This window comes from Cellulosimicrobium composti, from assembly GCF_010287905.1.
Classification (GTDB): domain Bacteria; phylum Actinomycetota; class Actinomycetes; order Actinomycetales; family Cellulomonadaceae; genus Cellulosimicrobium; species Cellulosimicrobium composti.
Window position 1 is genome coordinate 1 of sequence record NZ_JAAFAN010000024.1, and the last position, 19,471, is coordinate 19,471.

17 protein-coding genes and 1 pseudogene are annotated in these 19,471 nt (G+C 71.0%); 7 read left to right on the forward strand and 11 right to left on the reverse strand.

Annotation, left to right across the window (positions count from 1 at the left end; genetic code table 11):
- Positions 1-767: pseudogene (locus GYH36_RS08805) on the forward strand (hypothetical protein); the annotation flags it as partial.
- A 19-nt stretch (positions 768-786) separates the two neighbouring features.
- Here the strand turns inward: GYH36_RS08805 and GYH36_RS08810 are convergent.
- A complete protein-coding gene (locus GYH36_RS08810; protein ID WP_162289661.1) occupies positions 787-1,044 on the reverse strand; it encodes a hypothetical protein in 258 nt (85 codons plus the stop codon).
- Positions 1,045-1,220: 176 nt separating this feature from the next.
- Here GYH36_RS08810 and GYH36_RS08815 point away from each other — a divergent pair, with 176 nt between their 5' ends.
- Positions 1,221-1,679 carry a hypothetical protein gene (locus GYH36_RS08815; RefSeq protein ID WP_162289662.1) on the forward strand — a complete coding sequence of 153 codons (459 nt, stop codon included), beginning with the start codon at positions 1,221-1,223 and terminating at the stop codon, positions 1,677-1,679.
- A gap of 317 nt (positions 1,680-1,996) precedes the next feature.
- Here the strand turns inward: GYH36_RS08815 and GYH36_RS08820 are convergent, their stop codons facing one another.
- Positions 1,997-5,329, reverse strand: coding sequence for a type I restriction endonuclease subunit R (locus GYH36_RS08820; protein WP_162289663.1), 3,333 nt, complete (start codon positions 5,327-5,329; stop codon positions 1,997-1,999).
- 259 nt (positions 5,330-5,588) lie between these two features.
- On the opposite strand from GYH36_RS08820, the gene GYH36_RS08825 reads away from it, so the two are divergent.
- Both GYH36_RS08825 and GYH36_RS08830 read left to right on the forward strand, forming a co-directional pair.
- The gene (locus tag GYH36_RS08825) at positions 5,589-5,861 is read left to right on the forward strand and encodes a helix-turn-helix transcriptional regulator (RefSeq protein ID WP_246209294.1); all 273 of its coding nucleotides are present in this window, start codon (positions 5,589-5,591) and stop codon (positions 5,859-5,861) included.
- Complete coding sequence (locus GYH36_RS08830; RefSeq protein WP_162289665.1) at positions 5,858-7,111, forward strand: HipA domain-containing protein; 1,254 nt, start codon at positions 5,858-5,860, stop codon at positions 7,109-7,111. Before GYH36_RS08825 ends, GYH36_RS08830 begins: the two co-directional genes overlap by 4 nt.
- Positions 7,112-7,145: 34 nt before the next feature.
- On the opposite strand, the gene GYH36_RS08835 is transcribed toward GYH36_RS08830, so the two are convergent.
- From GYH36_RS08835 to GYH36_RS08865, 7 genes are all read right to left on the reverse strand, one after another.
- Positions 7,146-7,757 carry a DUF4276 family protein gene (locus GYH36_RS08835; protein ID WP_162289666.1) on the reverse strand — a complete coding sequence of 204 codons (612 nt, stop codon included), beginning with the start codon at positions 7,755-7,757 and terminating at the stop codon, positions 7,146-7,148.
- Positions 7,754-8,983: an AAA family ATPase gene (locus GYH36_RS08840; protein ID WP_203231715.1), complete on the reverse strand. Its 1,230-nt coding sequence runs from the start codon at positions 8,981-8,983 to the stop codon at positions 7,754-7,756. Before GYH36_RS08840 ends, GYH36_RS08835 begins: the two co-directional genes overlap by 4 nt.
- Positions 8,984-9,033: 50 nt before the next feature.
- On the reverse strand, positions 9,034-9,714 hold the full coding sequence (locus GYH36_RS08845) for a hypothetical protein (protein ID WP_162289667.1): 681 nt from the start codon (positions 9,712-9,714) through the stop codon (positions 9,034-9,036).
- A 31-nt stretch (positions 9,715-9,745) separates the two neighbouring features.
- Positions 9,746-9,916 (reverse strand): hypothetical protein, encoded by a 171-nt coding sequence (locus GYH36_RS08850; RefSeq protein ID WP_162289668.1) that lies wholly within the window; start codon positions 9,914-9,916, stop codon positions 9,746-9,748.
- A gap of 302 nt (positions 9,917-10,218) precedes the next feature.
- Positions 10,219-11,394, reverse strand: a complete 1,176-nt coding sequence (locus GYH36_RS08855; RefSeq protein WP_162289669.1) for a restriction endonuclease subunit S — start codon at positions 11,392-11,394, stop codon at positions 10,219-10,221.
- The gene (locus GYH36_RS08860; protein WP_203231716.1) at positions 11,387-12,967 is read right to left on the reverse strand and encodes a class I SAM-dependent DNA methyltransferase; all 1,581 of its coding nucleotides are present in this window, start codon (positions 12,965-12,967) and stop codon (positions 11,387-11,389) included. Before GYH36_RS08860 ends, GYH36_RS08855 begins: the two co-directional genes overlap by 8 nt.
- Before the next feature lie 92 nt (positions 12,968-13,059).
- Positions 13,060-15,186, reverse strand: coding sequence for a hypothetical protein (locus tag GYH36_RS08865; protein ID WP_162289670.1), 2,127 nt, complete (start codon positions 15,184-15,186; stop codon positions 13,060-13,062).
- Positions 15,187-15,523: 337 nt separating this feature from the next.
- Between GYH36_RS08865 and GYH36_RS08870 the strand changes: the two genes are divergently transcribed.
- From GYH36_RS08870 to GYH36_RS08880, 3 genes are read left to right on the forward strand one after another with little or no spacing between them, the layout of a single operon-like run.
- The gene (locus GYH36_RS08870) at positions 15,524-16,030 is read left to right on the forward strand and encodes a hypothetical protein (protein ID WP_162289671.1); all 507 of its coding nucleotides are present in this window, start codon (positions 15,524-15,526) and stop codon (positions 16,028-16,030) included.
- A gap of 40 nt (positions 16,031-16,070) precedes the next feature.
- The gene (locus GYH36_RS08875; RefSeq protein WP_155099662.1) at positions 16,071-16,352 is read left to right on the forward strand and encodes a DUF3892 domain-containing protein; all 282 of its coding nucleotides are present in this window, start codon (positions 16,071-16,073) and stop codon (positions 16,350-16,352) included.
- A gap of 25 nt (positions 16,353-16,377) precedes the next feature.
- Entirely contained in the window at positions 16,378-17,118 is a 741-nt protein-coding gene (locus tag GYH36_RS08880) for a hypothetical protein (protein ID WP_162289672.1), read from the forward strand.
- Between the two features lie 210 nt (positions 17,119-17,328).
- Here GYH36_RS08880 and GYH36_RS08885 read toward each other — a convergent pair whose 3' ends face one another.
- Both GYH36_RS08885 and adh read right to left on the reverse strand, forming a co-directional pair.
- On the reverse strand, positions 17,329-17,796 hold the full coding sequence (locus GYH36_RS08885; protein ID WP_162289690.1) for a DUF779 domain-containing protein: 468 nt from the start codon (positions 17,794-17,796) through the stop codon (positions 17,329-17,331).
- A 118-nt stretch (positions 17,797-17,914) separates the two neighbouring features.
- Positions 17,915-19,438, reverse strand: coding sequence for an aldehyde dehydrogenase (gene adh / locus GYH36_RS08890; RefSeq protein WP_162289673.1), 1,524 nt, complete (start codon positions 19,436-19,438; stop codon positions 17,915-17,917).
- Positions 19,439-19,471 lie beyond the last annotated feature (33 nt).

The following is a 19,471-nucleotide window of genomic DNA, read 5'->3' on the forward strand; positions in this document are numbered from 1 at the left end:
CTCTCGGCCCGGCCGCGCCGGCGGTCCCCGGCCCCGCGCACGGCACCGTCGGCGTCCCGCCCGCCGTGGCACCGGGCCACGTCGCTGGCCCCGGCCCGGCCGTCCCGACCGGGGCGGGCGTCCCGCCGACGCCGCGGCGCGGGCCGTCGCGGACGGTCGTCGCGCTCGCCGTCGGGCTCGTGTGCCTCGCGGTGGGCGGCGGTGCGGGCTTCGCCGCGGGCGTCGCGACCGACGCCGGGGCGGCCTTCGTGGCGTGGCTGGACGAGCCGGCGTACTCCGACGACTGGACGGACGACGGCTGGACCGACGACTGGTCCGACGGCGGCTGGGAGGGCTCGGGGACGCGCCAGGACCCCTGGCTCTTCGACGGCTACACCGTGGGCGGGGACGAGTGGGAGGTCCTGCTCGAGGAGCCCTACGAGGCGACCGCGGAGATCCTCGCGCACGACGACGTCAACGTCCCGCCGCCGGACGGCACGGAGTACTGGATCGTGCCCGTGACCGCGATCTACTACGGCCCGAGCTCGCAGGTCAGCGCCTGGGGTGCCGTCGACGTGGGCTTCGTCGGCGACGACGGCGTGCACGTCGACGGGCAGTGCGGCGCCGTGCCGCACGCGCTCGTGGGCACCGGCCTCATCGGGACCGACGACACCGTGACGGGCAACGTGTGCGTCGCGGTGCCCGCGGGAGCGCCCGGGCTCTGGACGCTCTCCCTCGAGGGCTACCAGCCGTGGTACTTCAAGGCCACCGACCCGCTCGCCGGCTGACGGGCTCCCCGCGCCGCCCTCACCCGAGGGCGTGCACGAAGTCCGAGCGGCGCGCCGCGAACCACGCCTCGTTCTCGCGGATGCGGTCCCCGACGCCGTCGTCCCACATGCGCTGCCAGCCCCCACCGCGCGTCTGCGCCGCGTGCCGCATCGCGTACCAGGAGCGCGCGAACCGCTGCGCGAGCACGTCGAGCAGCGCGAGCCGCTCGGACCGGTCGAGCCCGTACGCCTCCGTGAGGACGCGCGCACGCCGCGGCGCGTCGAGGTCGCGCAGCACGTCGGGGCGCGCCTCGGGCGGCGCGACCGGCGCCCAATAGAGCAGCGTCGTCGCGACGTCGAGCAGCCGGGTCGTCGGGCCCGCGAGTCGAAGTCGATCACGCCGACGAGCCGGTGCGGCCCGTCCGGGTCGTCCCCCGCCGGGACGAACAGGGCGTTCTCGACCGTGACGTCGTTGTGGCCGACGACGTCCGGCTCGTCGAACACGTCCGGCACCTCGCGGAACTGCGGACGCTCGCGCCACGCGACGCCGTCGGGCAGGACGACGTCGCGCGACACCTCGTGCAGCGCGCGCTGCCACTCGCCGAGCTGCACGAGCACGTCCTCCGCCGTCGCCCACGCGTGCGGCGGCCGCCCGCCCATCTCGCCGGGCAGGAACGTCACGACCTCCCGGCCGTCGTCGTCGATCCCGAGGAACCGCGGCGCGCGCTCGAAGCCCGCGCGCTCGAGATGCAGCAGGTACGCCTCGACGGCGGGGCTGTGCGGCCCACGGGGGCGGCGGACGGTGCCGCCCCGGCGGACGACGCCGTCCGAGACGTCACCCCCGAGCAGCGGGACCTCGACGTCGTCCGCGTCGTCGCGGTACGGGAGCAGATCGGTCATACCCGACACCCTCGCACGTGCGGCGGTCCCTGACCAACGGCGAGCGGCGTGGTGCCCTCCTCGGCGTAGAGCTCCGCGGTCGCGCGCCGCAACCGCTCGGAGTCGTTGGACGAGGGGGGTCGAAGAGGTTCCCGGTGGTGTCCTCGGTCGAACCTGCGGGTACGCGTTCGCCGATCACCCTGCGGTGGGCAGGTAACAGCACGCAGAGCGCGTGCGGGTGGGGCCCCTCGGCCGGGTGACCAGTCGAGGGATCGGCCCGGAGCTCCATCACGCACCTCCGGTCGCCTCGCGGGAGCAGGTCCCGACCAGCACAGGCGCCGTCGGGCGGCTCGACGTCGTCGTGAGACGGCTCATGCCGCGTAGCGCGGTGCCATCGACTCCATCTGCTGCATGACGAGGACGATCGCCTCCGGCTGCTTGTCCGGGGGGTACTTGTGCTTGATGAGCAGCCTCTTGATCGAGGACCTGAGCTTGGCCTTCACGTCGTCGCGCACGGTCCAGTCGGTCTTGACGTCCCGGCGCAGGACGGCGACGAGGTCCCGTGCGATCTGGGCGAGGACGTCATCACCCTGCACGTCCACGGCCGACTCGTTCGTCGCGACCGCATCGTAGAAGGCGAGCTCGTCGCGGTTCAGCGGCGGCTCGAACCGCTGCCCACGCGACTCCTCCGCGGCGACCTCCTTCGCCATCTCGACGAGCGCGGCGATGACCTCGGCCGACGTGAGGTTGGAGTTCACGTACTTCGTCATGATCGACTGCAGACGCTCCGAGAAGACCTGTTGCCGAGCGAGGTTGCCGCGCGTGAGCCGTCGCGCCTCCTCGGTGACGAGCTTGCGCAGCGCCTCGATCGTGAGCTGGGGGTTGGGGGCGGCCTGGGCGGCGGCGAGGAAGTCGTCGTCGATCCGGTCGAGCCGCGGCTGCGGGAGCCCCGCGGCCGCGTAGACGTCGACGACCTCGCCCGAGACGACGGCGGTCGCCATGAGCTGGTTGAGGAGCCGCTGCACGTCGTCGGGCACGGGTTCGCCCCGCGCCTGGCGCTCCTCGGCGTCGAGCTTGCCCATCCACACCCGGACCTGCTCGTAGAAGCGCGCGTCATCGGCCAGGCCCGCGACCGCCTCCGACCGGCCGGCGATCGCCCAGGCGCGGGCGAGCGCCGCCGCGCGACGGCGGAACTCGGCTCCGCGCGTCTCCTCGCCCTCCGACGTGCCGACGTTCCCCGGCGTGCGCGGGTCACGCAGCCAGGCGACGGTCGTGAGGACGGTGTCGAGGTACGCCCGGCGCGAGCCGGCCGCGAGCGCCGACGTGAGTCGCGAGCGCCACCCCGACGGGTCGACGAGATCCCCGAGGCGGGCGATCAGGTCGGCGACGACTTCGGCCGCGTCGTCGACGGTTCGTCCGACGGGTCGGGCCCCCTGGTCCCGGACCGTGTACTCGGCGAGCGCGGCGCGGAGATTCTCGGCGATGGGCGCCGAGGCGACGAGCAGGCCGGCGTTCTTGCCCCGGAAGGTGCGGTTGACGCGTGCGAGCGTCTGCATGAGCAGGGCGCCCCGCATCGGCCGGTCGAGGTAGAGCGTGTGCAGCGGGGGTGAGTCGTACCCCGTGAGCATCATGTCCTTGACGATGACGATCTCGAGCTCGTCGTCGGGGTCCTTGAGCCGCTTCTTCACGACGGCGTTCTCCGAGTCGCGGCGCACGTGGTTCGCGACCGGAGGCTGGTCCGTGGCCGTGCCGGAGTAGACCACCTTGATCCGGCCGGCGTGCAGGTCATCGGAGTGCCAGTCAGGCTTCAGCGCGACGATCTCGTCGTAGAGGCGCGCGCAGATGTCGCGCGTCGCCGCGACGACCAGCGCCTTGCCCGGTGCGCCGTCGGGGTCCGAGGAGGCACGCACGAGCTCTTCCATCGCGTCGCGGCGCCGCTCCCAGTGCTGCACGAGGTCGGCAGCGAGCTCGCGCAGTCGCGCCGGCGCGCCGTAGACGGCGTTCACCACGGCGACCGACTTCTCGATGCGGTCCCGTTCGACGTCGTCGAGACCGGCGGTCGCCTCGTCCGCCGCTGCGTCGATCGTCTCGGCGTCGAGGCCTTCGGCGAACGCGACCTTGACGAGCCTCGGCTCGAAGTACACGGGCACCGTCGCGCCGTCCTCGACCGCACGCGTGAGGTCGTACACGTCGATGACGTCGCCGAAGACCTTCTCGGTGTTCCGGTCGGCGGTAGAGATCGGCGTCCCGGTGAAGGCGATGAGCGTCGCGTTCGGCAGCGCGTTCTTCAGGTGCCACGCGTAGCCGTCGAGGTCGTCGTAGTGCGAGCGGTGCGCCTCGTCGACGACGAGGATCACGTTGCGTCGCTCCGACAGCACGGGGTGCTTGGCGCCCGCGTTCTTCTCGTCCGCGGTCAGCCCGAACTTCTGCAGGGTGGTGAAGTAGATCCCGCCAGTCGTGCGTGACGCAAGCTCGTCGCGCAGCTCGGCACGTCGCCTGATCTGCCGCGGGGCCTCGGTGAGCAGTCGCGAGCGTGCGAACGTCTCGTAGAGCTGCCCGTCGAGCTCGGTGCGGTCGGTGACGACGACGATCGTCGGGTTCGACAGCTTCGGGTGCCGGGCCACGTGCGCGGCGTAGAGCTCCATCTCCATGGACTTTCCGGAGCCTTGTGTGTGCCAGACGACGCCCGCACGACCGTCGGTCTCGACGGCCCGGATCGTCGCCTCGAGCGCCCTGCTCACGGCGAAGTACTGGTGGGGCTTGGCGACCCGCTTCGTCAGTCCGCCCTCGTCCTCGTCGAACGCGACGAACCCACGGAGGAGCTGGACGAACCGCTCGGGGTTGAACAGCCCGTCGAGCATGATCTCGAGCGGAGAGGCGAGAGGCACCTCGCCCTCGGCGACGTCGTCCGTGATCCCGTCGACGGCACGCCCGTCCCGGTCGGCGGCCTCGTCGGCGTCGGTGACCGCGGGGACGGGCGTCCCCGTCGGCCCGACCACGCGCCCGTCGTCGTCCACGTTCCACGGCGAGTAGTGGTTGAGCGGCGTGAACGGCGTGCCGTACTTCGCGACGATCCCGTCGCTGATCACGGTGAGCACGCACGCGCGGAACGCCATGGGCAGCTCGCGCACGTACGTGGTGAGCTGCGCGTGCGCGGCGGCGACGTCTGCCCGCGCGCTGCCGGCGTCCTTGAGCTCCATGACCACCACTGGCAGCCCGTTGAGGTAGAGGACGATGTCGAACCTGCGCTCGACGTCGCCGTCGACCACGCGGACCTGGTTGACGGCGAGCCACTCGTTCTCGTCCTCGCGGGACGAGACGAGGCGGATGGTCGGGGTCTGGTGACGACCGCCCTCGACGTACGTGACGCCGCGGTACCCGTCCACCAGGACGTCGTGGACGCGCTTGTTCTCGGTGATCGCGTCCTGCGACGTCGGGCGCAGGATCTCGACGAGCGCCTGCTCGAGGTAGTCACGCGGGACGTCTGGGTTGAGGCGCCTCAGCGCAGCACGAACGCGGCTCGGGATGGCGAGCTCGTCCCACGACTCGCGCTGGGCGAGCGGCTCGCCCCCCGTCGCGTACCCCGGGTGCCCGACGGCGGAGGTCGCGCCGGGCGCGATGGCCGGCCCGTCGAGGTGCTGCCAGCCGATCCCGGCGAGGTGGTCGAGCGCGAGGTGCTCCCACTCGGCTTCGTTGCTGCGCACTGTTCCTCCGGGCGTCGGTGCCCGTTCTCGGGCTGATCGTGAGACTACTGCGGACGATGTCCGATCCCCAGAATCTCCGAGCGAGGTCCGTCGCGGCGTCACCGGCACGATAACCGGGTGTATCGAGCCAGTTCTCCTTCACTGCCGGAACCTCGACGAAGCATCGCGCGGCATGTATCGGATTTGATGCATTACGGGTGTACGGTTGAGTTGCATCAGATGCGATGCATTGCCCACGTTCGTACGAGGTGAATCAGATATGAGCGCTCCAGTGCGGTGGTTCCGAGCCCGGACACCGGACGCCTTGGGCGAGGCCGTCCGCCGCGCTCGGGAGACGCGCGGACTGACACAGAGCGACCTCGCGGAGCGCGCGTCGAGCTCGCGTCCCACAATGTCCAGGCTCGAGCGCGGGGCGCCCGTCGCGAGCACGACGCTCCTCGACGTCGCAGCCGCCTGCGGCTACGAACTCGTCCTGGTTCCGCGGGGAGCACGCCTCGTCGTCGAGGCGCGTACGCAGGACGGCGAGTCGTGACCGCGCGGCCTGACGTTCTCGCGCTCTTCCTGCGCAGCGAACCCTTGGGCGAGGTACGTCAGCTGCGCAACGGACGGCTGCGTCTGCAGTTCTCGGACGAAGCGCTCCAGCGCTGGGGAGAGGGAAGCCGCCCGCTCTCGCTCTCGCTGCCCCTCACGCCGCGGCGGGTCGACGGCGTCTCGGTGCACCGGTTCCTCGACAACCTGCTCCCGGAGGGCCCGGTGCGTGCCGCGCTCGAACGCGAGCACGACGTCCGGCCGTCCGACACGTTCGCGCTCCTCGCCCACGTCGGTGTCGAGTGTGCTGGGGCGGTGCAGCTCGTGCCGGAGGGTATCGGGCTGGGCCGTGGACACCTCCGCCCGCTGGACGACGACGAGTTTGCGGCGCTGGTCACGGAGCTGCCGACGCTCGACCCGCCGGACGGACTCGCCGTGACGGCGTCCTTGGGTGGGGTGCAGGCAAAGGTGCTGCTCCACCGGTCCGAATCCGGCTGGTCGTGGCCGGCCGACGGCGCGCTGTCCACCCACATCATCAAGCCCGAGCCCTTGGGCGGGACGGGCATCGAGCGTTTGGTGCGGCTGGAGCACTGGACCCTGTGCCTGGCTCGCGCAAGCGGTATCCCGGCCGCGCGGAGCGAGCTGGTGGAGATCGACGGGCGAGAGGCGATCGTCGTCGAACGGTACGACCGCACGGGCGGGCGTCGGACGCACCAGGAAGACCTCGCGCAGGCACTCGGTCTAGCGGCCCAGGACAAGTACGAGCCGTCAGGTCAGTCGCCCGGTCGGCTTGCCGCCGTCGCTCGTGCGGCGTCCGCCGAAGCGGTCGACCCGACGCTCCTGCGAAAAGACCTGCTCCGGCTCGTCGCCTTCAACACGATCATCGGCAACGGCGACGCCCATGCGAAGAACTACTCGTTGCTCATCGACGCCGAGGCGTCCTACAGCGTCGCGCCCCTGTACGACGCCGCTCCGGTCTACCTCGCCTCGTCGACGTACCGTCACTCCGGCCTCGCCGTCGCGGGGCGCAACCGCCTCGACCTCATCACGGGTGCGCACCTGGTCGACGAGGCGACCACCTGGGGGATGCGCCGCAGCGAGGTGGTCGGGACGATCGTCGAGACCGCGCAGGCGGTGCGGCGCGGGCTCGACGACATCGACGTCGCCCTCCCCCAGGACGACGTGCACGCCCTGGTGGCTGAGCGCGCAGCGGCCGTCGAACGATCGGCCGACTCCCTTTCTCCGCGGCGCTGACACCACCGCGGCAAGACTCCCGACCACCGTGCTGTCAGCCTTGCGCCGCCTCGCAGCCAGGGTCGACTACTGCGGCGACCGCGTCGAGGAACTGCCTGAACGACGGGGACTTCGAGGCAACCTCGTCCAGGTCCAGCCGAGCGTTGAAGGCGACCTGATGCCGAACGGAACCGTAGGACTCCGTCATGAGCATCTCGAGTCTCAGTTTGGGGTTCCTCGGCGCCTCGCAGTCGTCCTCGTACGTCGCGTCATCGAGGACGGAGGGGTGCACTCGGAGCGACTCGATGCCCGCGAGGAACCACGCTTCGTACTCGCGCACCGCGACGGATACGACGGCGGGCGCTGACGTGTTGGCGCCGTCAACAGTGGCCTGAAGTCGCGCGCGCAGCTTCTCCGGATCGTCGTCGTCGGAGTCCGTGAGAACGATGACTGCACCGGCACCCCGCACACGGTTCGCCTGCAACCGCACCGCCTTCTGCAGCTCGTCGGGGCGACGCACCATGTTTGCGCGCGGAACCCGGTGGGGCTTGAGGACGTCCACGTGGATGTTGTGTCGCTCGAAAGCGATGCGGCGGAGAAGCACCGGTAGGCCGGTCACCTCCCCGTGCCCCTCGACGACCGACGCGATGACGATCGCGCCGCTCACTCGAACAGCCCCGGCTGCTCGATCGGCAGAGGTGGCTGGAGCTGGTCGACACGGAGCAGCTCGCCGGCGGTGTACGAGCCGTCGCGCAGCGCCTCCGCGGCGGCCGGAGCCATCGCCCCGATCGAGGTGACGCCAGCCTCCGCGCGCACCGTCAGGATGTTCTCCGGCCGCAGGTCGCTCGAGTCCAGGAGCTCGGGGCTATGACTCGTCGCCACGACCTGACGCTCGCGGCTGGCGAGGGACAGCGCCTCGAGGAGCAGGCCCGCTGCTGCGGGATGGAGTGCGGTCTCCGGCTCCTCGATGCCGATCGGGCTGTATCCGCTGCTCCCTGGCGCGAAGAGTGCGACCAGGATGCCCAGCGCGCGCAGGGTGCCGTCGCTCATCGACGTGGCCGGGAACGTCCACGCATCCTCACGCCCCTCGACGTGCTGGCGGAACTCGAGGCTCTCGTAGGCGCCGTAGCTGACGCGTTCGGCGGCGACGGTACCCGGCACCACCAGGCGGAGGTACTCCTCGACCTTGTTCTTGACACCGGGCGCGGTCCTCCGCAGGTGCTCGAGGACGGAGGCGATGTTGGAGCCGTCGCGCCGCAGGAGATCCCCGGCATCGGGCCGCTGGGGGGCACGCATGACGCCGGGGTTGAGGTTGTAGACATTCACGTCACTGAGCCCGTCGAACACCGGCCGGAAGTCGGGGATCGCGGCGGCGTGCACGAGGTACAGGCGGTCGTCCGCGCTGGGGGGCAGCGGCGTGAGGAACGACGACGCCACCAGCTGACCGTCACGAACCTCGTAGAACACGTCCTCGTCGGCGAGCGTGTCGTCGCGGTGCACGACGCACCGCTCGTGGGTAACCCGGTAGTCCCCGCCCTTCACGGCGCCGATCTTGAACATGTACCCGCCGGTGAAACCGTCACCGGTGAAGTTGAGCTCGATCGTGAAGTGCGTCGGATGCCCAGCGGAGCGCCGCCTGACCTCCGCGGCACCCCCACGTTCGCGCAGTGCGTTGTCGAGATTCTCGCCGAGTGACTGGCTGACGAAGCGGAGACTGTCGACGAAGTTCGACTTCCCGGAACCGTTCGGGCCGACGAGCACGGTGAGATCTTCCAGCAGCACGTCACATCGCTTGATGCTGCGGTAGTGCTGCAGCCGGACGCGGTTGATGTCGAACCGTCGCGTCGCACTCATGCCGTCGAGACTACGGGTCTGCCCTGAGGTGAGCAGCATGCATGTCCCCCTTCTGCCAGGTCAGTTGATGGTCGCGTCGACGACAGAGTTCACCAGAGGCCTCCCGTGGCCGCTGATCCCAGCATCCCGGGCTCGACGTTCGAGATCGTGCCTAGGACGGCGAACCACTCGTCGTAGGCCTGACGCGCCCGCCCGAGCGCGTGTCGCGCTGCCGTCGCATGACGCAGCGCGGCGACCGTCTCACCGTCGCCCGCGGAACCGATCGCTTCTCCGAGCGCGTCGCGTGCGGCATCGAGCTCGTCACGCACCCCGTGAGCCGACTCGTCGCGACGATCGTCGAGCCACGCGAGATAGTCCTCATACTCCATGGCCCTCAGATCGGACTCTTCGTGGCTCGGGGTCTGCACGTACACCCAGGGGGTCGCGCGCACCGTGACGGCACTCGACACCTGCCCCGAGAACCCGGAGACCGCGCCTCCGCCGTCGGCGACGCACTGGAGGACGCTCAGCGTGACGAGCTCGCCGTCAGCACCGTCGAGCGCCGCCTCGGCGTCGTCGATCTGACTCTCCACCGCGGTCCAGTGCTCGTCGGCGAGAAGGTCGTCGACCTCGTAAGCAGACGAGTCGACCTGCTGATAGCGATCCGACAGGAACGACTCGAGGGCCTCGACGGAGTCGGACACGGACTCGGCGATTCCCTGCCACTCCTCGACCCGCTCCTTGAGGTCCGCGAGCGCGTCGTCGACCATCGAGCTGAACGTCTCGGTCATCGCGGATCCCTCCCGCTCGCTGTCTTCCTCGTCATCGGTGGCCCCTCCCCGGCGTCGGGAGGCCACCGCGGGACTCGCGTGCGCGGTAGAGCGTGTCGTCGAGGTCCTCGCCGGCCGGGCCGTCGTCGAGGTCGAGGATCGCGCGCTCGCGGAAGCGGGCCTCGCGACGCTCGAGATAGGTCGGGCGGTCCTCGTCCGTCACGTCCTGCGCACGACGGCGCGGGGTCTCAGCCAGGGCGTCCGGGTCCGGCGCGCTCGGGCCCGCGGCGGTCGGGGCTGCCCCGTTCCCGGCAATCCTGCCCGACGGCGCAGCGTCCGTCCGCGCGGCACCTCGCCGCGCAGTGCGGCGCGGGCCGGGGCAGACGGCGGTGCTGGTCGCATCCAGGTGCGGCGGCCACGACCCGTCCGGGTTCGCGGCGAGCATGCGTCCGCACGTCGGGCACCCCGGGCGTGCGTCCGACGCGGGCACGGGCGTGCTGAACCCCGGCGACACGCGAGGCAGCGTCATAGTCCTGCCATCTCGGCCGCCTCGCGCACCCGGAGCTTCCCCGACATGAGCTGCGGCAGCAGCGTGTCCCGTGTCGCAGCCAGTGTCACGTTCTCCCGAAGCCGCGCCTCGACCGCATCCCGGAGCACAGCGACACGACCGCTGAGCTCGAGCGCAGTGTCACGCCCGGGCCACGGCACCGGCCACGACGCCAGGTCCTTCCAACTCGCCCGCGGCATTCGCGTCCCTTCGCTGGCAGCAACTGCGCGTTCGACCAACGCGTCGCTCGTCACGGCGGCCAGAACGAAGCCCGCAAGCCGAGGTTCGTGAGCCCGGACGACAAGGATGTCGGTCGACGAGACGCCGTCCGTCGGCGCCGAGACCACCTTGTGGAAGTAGGGGCGCAGCTTTCCGAAGAGGACGTCGCCGCGCCGAAATTGCGACTTTGCGCTCGTCACCGTTCCGGAGTCGCCGATCTCTTCCAGCCACATCCGTCGGCGAGGGACGTGCTCAAGACCTACGTAGGCCCCGATCGCTTCCGCGGGTTGAACCACCTCACGCGAGTTGGACGCAAGATCCGCGAGCAGCACCGTCGCCTCGCTCTCCCCGGCGGCCGCGACGAACAGCTCTCGCGCCAACGCATCAGCGGTGGCGGAGAGGCGAGCGTTGGCCACGATCTTGTCGTCGAAGGCACTGAGCGTTGTCGCGATCGCCTCCTGCTCCCGACGGTCGGGCAGCATGAAGGAGTAGCGCAGGAAGTCCTCTCTGCTGAGGTCCAAGTTCGTGGTTCCCGTGCCCAGGTTCCTGCAATGCGCACGGTAGTCAGGAGAACGAAGCAGCCAGTAGAGGTATCCGCGATCGATGAGTTCATCGTCGACATCGAGACGAATCGTGTCCTGGGTCAGCCGCCCTGGCCCCAATCCATCGGGGAACCGAGCGACAGAACCGAGCAGGTCGGCAGCATGGGTCACGTCCTTGAGCGAGACATAGATGTCCCCTGGCCGCACGAGCATGCGGTCTGGCGTTGGGCCGCCGTACCGACGCAGGTTCTCTCCTCGGAAGCCGCCGTTCCGCGCGATCGTTCCGAGTCCGAGGAGCCAGGGTCCCGGTTCGTCAAGGTACGCGCTCTTGTACGACTGCCCTCGCTGCAGTTCGACGAACTCGCGCAACGAGGCCCTGCGCCACTCAGCCATCGATCCGGCCTAGCTGCTCGCGGACGATCTGCTCGAGCCGTGCCGACTCCTCGAACTGCTCGAAGAGGTCCTTGGTGAGTCTCGCGATCTTCTCCTCGACGGGTTCGCCGTCGTCCTCGACCTCGACGGCGCCGACATACCTCCCGGGGGTGAGTGCGTAGCCGGCGTCCTTGATCTCGGCCAGGCTGGCGGAGTAGGCAAAGCCAGGGACGTCCGCGTACGTCAGCCCGGCGTCGACGGCCGACTTCGTCCCGCGCCAGGCGTGGAACGTGCCGGCGATCTTCGCGATGTCGTCGTCGGACAGCGCACGCTCGGCGCGGTCGACCATGTGGCCGAGGTTGCGGGCGTCGAGGAAGAGCACCTGCCCGGTGCGGTCGACGGACCCGCGTGCGCCCGCCGTCTTGTCCGTGGCGAAGAACCACACGCATACGGGGATCCCGGTGGACCGGAAGAGCTGCGTGGGCAGCGCGACCATGCACGACACGAGGTCGGCCTCGACGATCTGGGCGCGGATCTCGCCCTCTCCCCCGGAGTTGGAGGACATCGAGCCGTTGGCCATGACGACGCCGGCGGACCCGCCGGGTGCGAGCTTGGACAGGATGTGCTGGATCCAGCCGTAGTTGGCGTTCCCGGCGGGCGGGACGCCGAAGCGCCAGCGGGCGTCGTCGGTGGCCCGGGCCCAGTCCTTGATGTTGAAGGGCGGGTTGGCCATGACGTAGTCCATCTGCACGTCGGGGTGCAGGTCGCGCGCGAACGTGTCGCCCCAGCGCGAGCCGAGCTGGCCGGTGATGCCGTGCACCGCGAGGTTCATCTTCGCCATGCGCCAGGTGCGCTCGTTGAGCTCCTGCCCGTACACGGAGATCGCCTGCGGGTCGGCGCCGTGGCGCTCGAGGAACTTCTCTGCCTGCACGAACATGCCGCCGGACCCGCACGCCGGGTCGTACACGCGGCCCGAGTAGGGCTCGAGCATCTCGACGAGCACGCGCACCACGCCGGGCGGCGTGTAGAACTCGCCGCCGCGCTTGCCCTCGGCGGCGGCGAACTTTGCGAGGAAGTACTCGTAGACCTCGCCGAGCACGTCGCGCGCCCGGATCGCGCCGACGCCGGTGAACCGTGCCGAGCTGAACAGGTCGACGAGCTCGCCGAGACGGCGCTGGTCGACGCTGTTCGAGTTGAAGATCGTCGGGAGCGTCGCCGCGAGTGCCGGGTTCGCACCCATGATGTGCGCCATCGCGTCGTCGACGAGCTCACCGATCGTCGCGCCGGGCTCCGCGGTCGTGGCCGCGCGTCCCTTGGCGTGGTGCGCGAGGTAGCCCCAGCGCGACCGCGTCGGGACCCAGAACACGCCCGCCCGGCGGTACTCGTCCTGGTCCTCGAGCAGCGGCTGCGCGTCCTCCTCGGTCAGCCCGTCCGCGACGCACTCGGCGAGGATCGCGCCGCGCCGCTCCTCGAACGCGTCGGACACGTACTTCAGGAACACGAGCCCCAGGACCACGTCCTTGTACTGGCTCGCGTCCATGGAGCCGCGTAGCTTGTCCGCGGCCTTCCAGAGCGTGTCCTTGAGCTCCTTCATGGTGGTCGCCGTGCTCGGCGTCGCCACGACCTGCTTCTTCCTCGGGGGCACTTCTGCTCGCTTCCTCGACGTGATCTCGTGAACAGCCCTGCTCACGAGCCGGGCTCATCCTTGCGCATGCGTACGACACCGGTGGTGACGCCGTCGACCAGCACCTTCTCCAGCTCCTCCAGGTACGCCAGCTCCCACCGCGCCGCGGTTCGGCGCTCGCGTACCCGCGCGAGCGCCGCCGCGATGTCGTCCGCCTCCCCGGCCGGTACGATCCGGACCTCCCACGACCGCCACCGCGACCCGCGGGGCTGGGATGCGACGTCGCGCGCGAGCACCTCGGGGACGAGCCTCGCGTCGGTCCCGACGACGCCCGGCGCGTCGTCCGGCCGGTGCGCCCGCAGACGCAGCACCCGGGCGGGGAAGGCGACGACGGAGAAGCCCTCGGTGTCGACGAGCGCGGCCGGGCGCGGCGTCGTGCAGAACACGACGTCACCCGGCTCGGTGAGGCGGCCCGCCGGGTAGCGTCCGGCGAACTCCAGACGGTCGACGACGCGCGCCCCGACCTCCTCGTCCCCGAGCAGTTCCGGTACCCCGATCACGCGCGACGCGCCCGCCGGGTCGGGGCCCGCGGCGCGCACGTCCGACTCCTCGAGCCTGTTCCCCGGCACCCGACGGACCGCGCCGCCGTCGACGAGAGAGCCCAGGCGCACGCGACGGGCAGGCTCGGCCTCCCCGCGCTGCACCGCCACGCCGAGCGCGGGACGCGATGCGCCGTCGAGCAGCTCGACGAGCTCACCGACGCGTACGACGCCGGCGCCGGCGTCGTCTCGCGCACCACGCACGACCGGACGAGCGGTGTCCAACAACCCGGTTCGGGACGCGAGCACCTTCCGCGTGTAGACGAACTGGGCAAACCGGAAGGCGTGCCGCTGGACGTCACCCGGTGTTCCGAGCGCGGCGACGACGTCCGTCGCGAGATCCTCGACCACCGCGCGCGGGAACGTGCCGGCGACCGGGGCGACCCCGGACAGGTCGGCGACGAGCGTCCAGCGGTCCGCGATGTCGACGTCGGGGTGACCGTCCCCGAGGATCCACAGCGCCAGGCGCTCGCGCGAACGGTCCACGACGAGACCTGCCGGCAGCAGGACCGCGGCTCGCAGTCGGTCGGTGCGCAGCAGCGCCGACCGCACCGACTCCGCGTCAGGCGACGACGACGCGTCCACGAGCGCGCTCGCGGGCCCCAGCACCAGGGCGTGCTGACCCTGTGCCAGCCCCAGTACGACGTCCTCGATCCGCTCGAGGACGGCGATGTCGTCGAGCACGCCGGAACCGACGGGCGGGACCTGCGTCACCACGAGCGGGAGCTCCCGCGTCCCGTGAGCAACGGCGACCGGCTCGGTCTCGAGGGACCGCACCGACCAGCCGTGCGCGCCGAGTCGACGACGCACGAGGCGGTGGGCGTCGCCGCGCGGCACGTAGGCCGTCGGGGTCTCGACGACCTCGCCGCGCCCGAGGACGGCAGCGAGGAGGTCCCCGCAACCCGGGTACGGGTCCGCGACGGCGCGGGCCACCGTCACTCCCGACGCCAGGTGGTCGCCCACGACCGCCCCGGCGAGGTCGGCGAGGAGCGCCAGCGCCGCGGGAACGAGCGCCGAACGGGTGAGCGCCTCGCGACGGGCACGGAACCGGTCGGCGAGCAGTACCTCCACCGCGGCACCCGGTGTGTACGCCGAGCCGGCGGCGAGATCCGCGAGCGCCGCGAACCTGTCGGTATGGGGGCGGAGCGCCTCGACCTCGGCATAGACGGAGTCGTCGTCCGGGTCCAGCTCGTCGGCCAGGTCGAGGATGTCGTCCGCGTCGAGGGAGGCGAGGGGCTCAGGAGCGTAGGCCTTGAGCCGCAGCAGCGCGGTGAGCCCGGCGAAGGCGACGTCGTCGGGTGGTCCGGACTCACCGTCGAGCACGGCTCGAAGCGCCACGTCCGCGCGGAACGCGCGGTTGTTGCCCAGACCGCTCACCTCGACCCAGTCCACGACGTCCGACGCGCGGAACCGCAAGGGAGTCGAGGCGTTCCCACCCGGTGCGGCGACCGGTGCAGGAAAGGGAGTCGCGCCGGACGCGTGGCGCCGGCGCCAGACCGAGACCACCGGCCGACGGACGTGGGCCAGCTCCGCAATGTCGGCGAGCGTGAGACGCAGGTCCGCGAGCAGCGGCGTGGTCGACGAGATCACGGCCGTCACCTCCTCGCTCGTGGGGTGGATCTTCCCGCCGACTGTAGACGGGCCGCAGTGCTCGCCTAGCACACCGCGCTGATATCGCCCCTTATCGCCTCCGTGGCTGCCCAGAATTTCCGCGCACTGCCACTCTCCTCGGATTCGGCCACGACGGCCGGCGGCAGCGATCCGACGAGGAGCCCTCGATGAAACACCCCCCGAGCCACGTGAGGTGCCGGTGCGGCTTCGTCTACCCCCTCCGGGAAGGACGCGGGCTGTGCCCGCGTTGCGTGTCGCTCACGCCGCCGCGAGACCGCATGACCACCGAGCCGGCCAGCGAACCCGAGGAGCGCGCATGACCACCGGACCTACACCCGAGATCCCCGGGCCTCAGGCTGCCGAGGAGAACGCACCCGAGGCGACCGCCACCGTCGGGGAGCCGTCGCTCCCGGAGCTGAACGGCCCGGCGCGCTCGCGCCGGGGACGAGCAATCGTGCTCGGCGTCGTCGCCTGTGTGGTCGCGCTCGGTGCGGTGCTCATCGTCCTCGCGGTCCGCGGCGACGAGTCCGCCCTCGCCCGAGCGCACGAGGCATGCCTCCCCGACGGCGCCGACGGCATCCGGCTCGCCGACGACGACCGGACGCTCCTGATCGACACCCAGGGCGACGACGACCTCGTCGGCGCCGAGTACACCGACGTCGCGTGCCTGCTGCTCGAGCTCGAGGTCCCCGACCGCGTGGTCGCCCAGATCGACTCCACCCGCGCCCTCGACGGGCGTCAGAGCGACGCCTGGGACCGCTTCACCGCGACGTGGTCCTACCACCCCGACTCCGGCCTCGACCTCCTGGTCGTCGAGGACTGACGACCGACCGCCTGACCACGCCAACGAACAGGAGTCCACCATGCCGTTCATCCGCTCCGTCCGGGTCGCATACCCGGGCACCAGCAACGAGCACGTCGTCGAGGTCCGTTACTCCGCGACCACGACCGGGCCGCTGCGCGCCGGGACGCGCGAGGCCGTGCACGCCGCGATCCGTCGCGGCGAGCGCTTCCGCACGTTCGACGAGGTCACGCACAACCAGGCCGACGTCATCGCTCGCGTGAGTCCGCGAGGCACCCGCTACATCGCGACCGTCGCGAACGGTCGCGAGACCGACAACCTCCTGCACCTCCCGCGCCACTGACGCGCGCCGAACCCGAAGGACCGACATGTCTCCGTACACCCAGCCCCTGTCCGTGCCGCGCCCGCGCGGCCTTCGCACCCTCGCGACCGGGCTCTCGCTCGTCGCGTCGCTCACCGCGTGCAGCATCGCGTCACCCGTCTCCCCCGACGTCACGCCGGTCGCGCAGACCACCACGACCGAGACGACCTCGGACGACAACACCCTCATCGGCACGTACCAGGAGGGCTACGACCTCGGGTACGAGCACGGCTCCACCACCGGCGCCCGCGCCGGTGCGGGGTTCCTGTCCGAGCGGACCGAGGAGTACCGCGAGGGCTACGACGCCGGATACACCACCGGGAAGGACGAGGCGGAGGCCGCGACGAAGAACCCCGTGACCTCCTTCGGCACCCCGATGGAGTGGGAGGACGGCCTCACGCTCACCGTCACCAACGACGGCTACTTCACCCCGAGCGAGTGGGCCGCGGTGGGCGACTTCCCGACCTACCTGAGCTTCACGTTCACGGTCACGAACGGGACGAGCACCACCTGGACGTCGTCCGGGTACACCCAGGTGACGAGCGCCGGGTCCGCCGGCGACGAGGTCTACGACTCCGACCAGGGATACGGCGGCGCGCCCACCGCACCCGTGCTCCCCGGACAGTCGATCACCTGGAAGCAGGGGTTCGGCGTGGCAGACCCGGCCGACCTCACCATGAACGTCTCGCTCGACTGGGACCACGTCGACGTCGTCTACACGACGCTCGAGGACGCCTGGACGTTCTGACCTCGCTGATCCTTCGCAGGTGCTGTCCGCGCCACTCGCTTCCAGCGACGTCGCGGCCACCCGCCGCACCCCCGACGGTGCTCGCGGCCGGGCGGATCTCCCGGTCTCCGACGTACCCACGGACCGGGCCGCCTGGCGACAGGCGCTCGGCGCACACCCGTCGGCGGACCCCTGACCTCGCGGACCTCGCTCTGCTCCGCGGGCCGAGCGTCAGGGCGCCGTCGACTCCGCATCGACGGACGCGGCCCACTCGTCGTCGGTGAGCAGGCGCGAGCGGATGATGAACCGCACGCCCTCGGGCGCCTCGACGCTGAACCCGGCGCCCCGGCCGGGCACGACGTCGATCGTCAGGTGCGTGTGCTTCCAGTACTCGAACTGCGCGCGGCTCATCCACACGGGCACGACGAACCGACCCGCCGCGCCGCCGGGAGCGTCCGCCTCGTCGGGACCGTCGGCGACGACGAGGTCGCCGAGGTGCACGTCGGCGTCGCCGAGCAGGAAGTCGCCCTGCGGATAGCACATCGGCGAGGACCCGTCGCAGCACCCGCCGGACTGGTGGAACATGAGCTCGCCGTGGACGGCGCGCAGCCGCGCGAGCAGCACGGCGGCGGCGTCGGTGAGGGCGACCCGCGCGGGTGGCGCGCCGGTCGCGCGGGGCGAGGGGACGTCGTCGGGCACGAGAACCTCCTGCGGCAGCGCGAGAACGGGGTTGCTCACCGCCGAGCACGGGGTTGGTGTCGTATTGGCGTGGAGAACGACACCAACCCCGTGTTCGGCGGAGGCGGGGCCGAGCGGCCTAGAAAAAGCCGAGCTTCTGGGCCGAGTAGGAGACGAGGAGGTTCTTCGTCTGCTGGTAGTGGTCGAGCATCATCTTGTGGTTCTCGCGCCCGACGCCGGAGCCCTTGTACCCGCCGAACGCGGCAGCGGCGGGGTACGCGTGGTAGCAGTTGGTCCACACGCGCCCGGCCTCGATGGTGCGGCCCGCGCGGTAGGCGGTGTTCCCCGACCGGGACCAGACGCCGGCCCCGAGCCCGTAGAGCGTGTCGTTGGCGATCGTCATGGCGTCGTCGAAGTCGGAGAAGTCCGTGACCGCGACGACGGGACCGAAGATCTCCTCCTGGAAGATCCGCATCGAGTTCTTGCCCTCGAAGATCGTGGGCGTCACGTAGTACCCGCCCGCGAGGTCGCCGCCGAGCTCGGCGCGCGACCCGCCCGTGAGGACCTTCGCGCCCTCGGCCTTGCCGATCTCGATGTACGACAGGATCTTCTCGAGCTGGTCGTTCGACGCCTGGGCGCCGATCATCGTCTCGGTGTCGAGCGGGTTGCCCTGCTTCACCGCCCTCGTGCGCTCGACCGCGTCGCCGAGGAACGTGTCGTAGATCGACGACTGGATGAGCGCACGCGACGGGCACGTGCACACCTCGCCCTGGTTGAGGGCGAACATCGTGAACCCCTCCAGGGCCTTGTCGTAGAAGTCGTCGCGCGCGTCGGCGACGTCGGAGAAGAAGATGTTCGGCGACTTGCCGCCGAGCTCGAGCGTGACGGGGATGATGTTCTGGCTCGCGTACTGCATGATCAGGCGGCCCGTCGTCGTCTCGCCCGTGAACGCGATCTTGCGGATGCGCGGGCTGGACGCGAGCGGCTTGCCCGCCTCGACGCCGAACCCGTTGACGACGTTGACGACTCCGGGCGGCAGCAGGTCGCCGATGATGTCCATGAGGAAGAGGATCGACGCGGGCGTCTGCTCGGCGGGCTTGAGCACGACGCAGTTGCCCGCCGCGAGCGCCGGGGCGAGCTTCCACACGGCCATGAGGATCGGGAAGTTCCACGGGATGATCTGCCCGACGACGCCGAGCGGCTCGTGGAAGTGGTACGCGATGGTGTCCTCGTCGATCTCGGAGATCGAGCCCTCCTGCGCGCGGATCGCGCCCGCGAAGTAGCGGAAGTGGTCGATCGCGAGCGGGATGTCGGCCGCGAGGGTCTCGCGGACGGGCTTGCCGTTCTCCCACGTCTCCGCGACGGCGATCCGCTCGAGGTTCTGCTCCATGCGGTCGGCGATCGTGTTGAGGATCACGGCGCGCTCGGTCGCGCTCGTGCGGCCCCAGGAGCGGGCGGCGCCGTGCGCGGCGTCGAGGGCGCGCTCGACGTCGTCCGCGTTCCCACGGGCCACCTCGGTGAACGTGCGGCCCGTGACGGGGCTGGGGTTCTCGAAGTACTGCCCGCTCGACGGCGCGACGTACTCACCGCCGATCCAGTGGTCGTAGCGGGGCTTGTACTCGGCGATGGCCCCGTCCGTGCCGGGGGCTGCGTAGACCGTCATCTCTGCCTCCTCGCAGTGCTGACTCGTGGTGCT

What these genes read in the sequence shown, in the direction of transcription:
- GYH36_RS08825 (WP_246209294.1), top strand. Translation starts at nt 5,589, where the DNA reads ATGAGCGCTCCAGTGCGGTGGTTCCGAGCCCGGACACCGGACGCCTTG.
- GYH36_RS08840 (WP_203231715.1), bottom strand. Translation starts at nt 8,983, where the DNA reads ATGCTGCTCACCTCAGGGCAGACCCGTAGTCTCGACGGCATGAGTGCG.
- GYH36_RS08845 (WP_162289667.1), bottom strand. Translation starts at nt 9,714, where the DNA reads ATGACCGAGACGTTCAGCTCGATGGTCGACGACGCGCTCGCGGACCTC.
- GYH36_RS08855 (WP_162289669.1), bottom strand. Translation starts at nt 11,394, where the DNA reads ATGGCTGAGTGGCGCAGGGCCTCGTTGCGCGAGTTCGTCGAACTGCAG.
- GYH36_RS08860 (WP_203231716.1), bottom strand. Translation starts at nt 12,967, where the DNA reads ATGAAGGAGCTCAAGGACACGCTCTGGAAGGCCGCGGACAAGCTACGC.
- GYH36_RS08870 (WP_162289671.1), top strand. Translation starts at nt 15,524, where the DNA reads ATGACCACCGGACCTACACCCGAGATCCCCGGGCCTCAGGCTGCCGAG.
- GYH36_RS08875 (WP_155099662.1), top strand. Translation starts at nt 16,071, where the DNA reads ATGCCGTTCATCCGCTCCGTCCGGGTCGCATACCCGGGCACCAGCAAC.
- GYH36_RS08880 (WP_162289672.1), top strand. Translation starts at nt 16,378, where the DNA reads ATGTCTCCGTACACCCAGCCCCTGTCCGTGCCGCGCCCGCGCGGCCTT.
- adh (WP_162289673.1), bottom strand. Translation starts at nt 19,438, where the DNA reads ATGACGGTCTACGCAGCCCCCGGCACGGACGGGGCCATCGCCGAGTAC.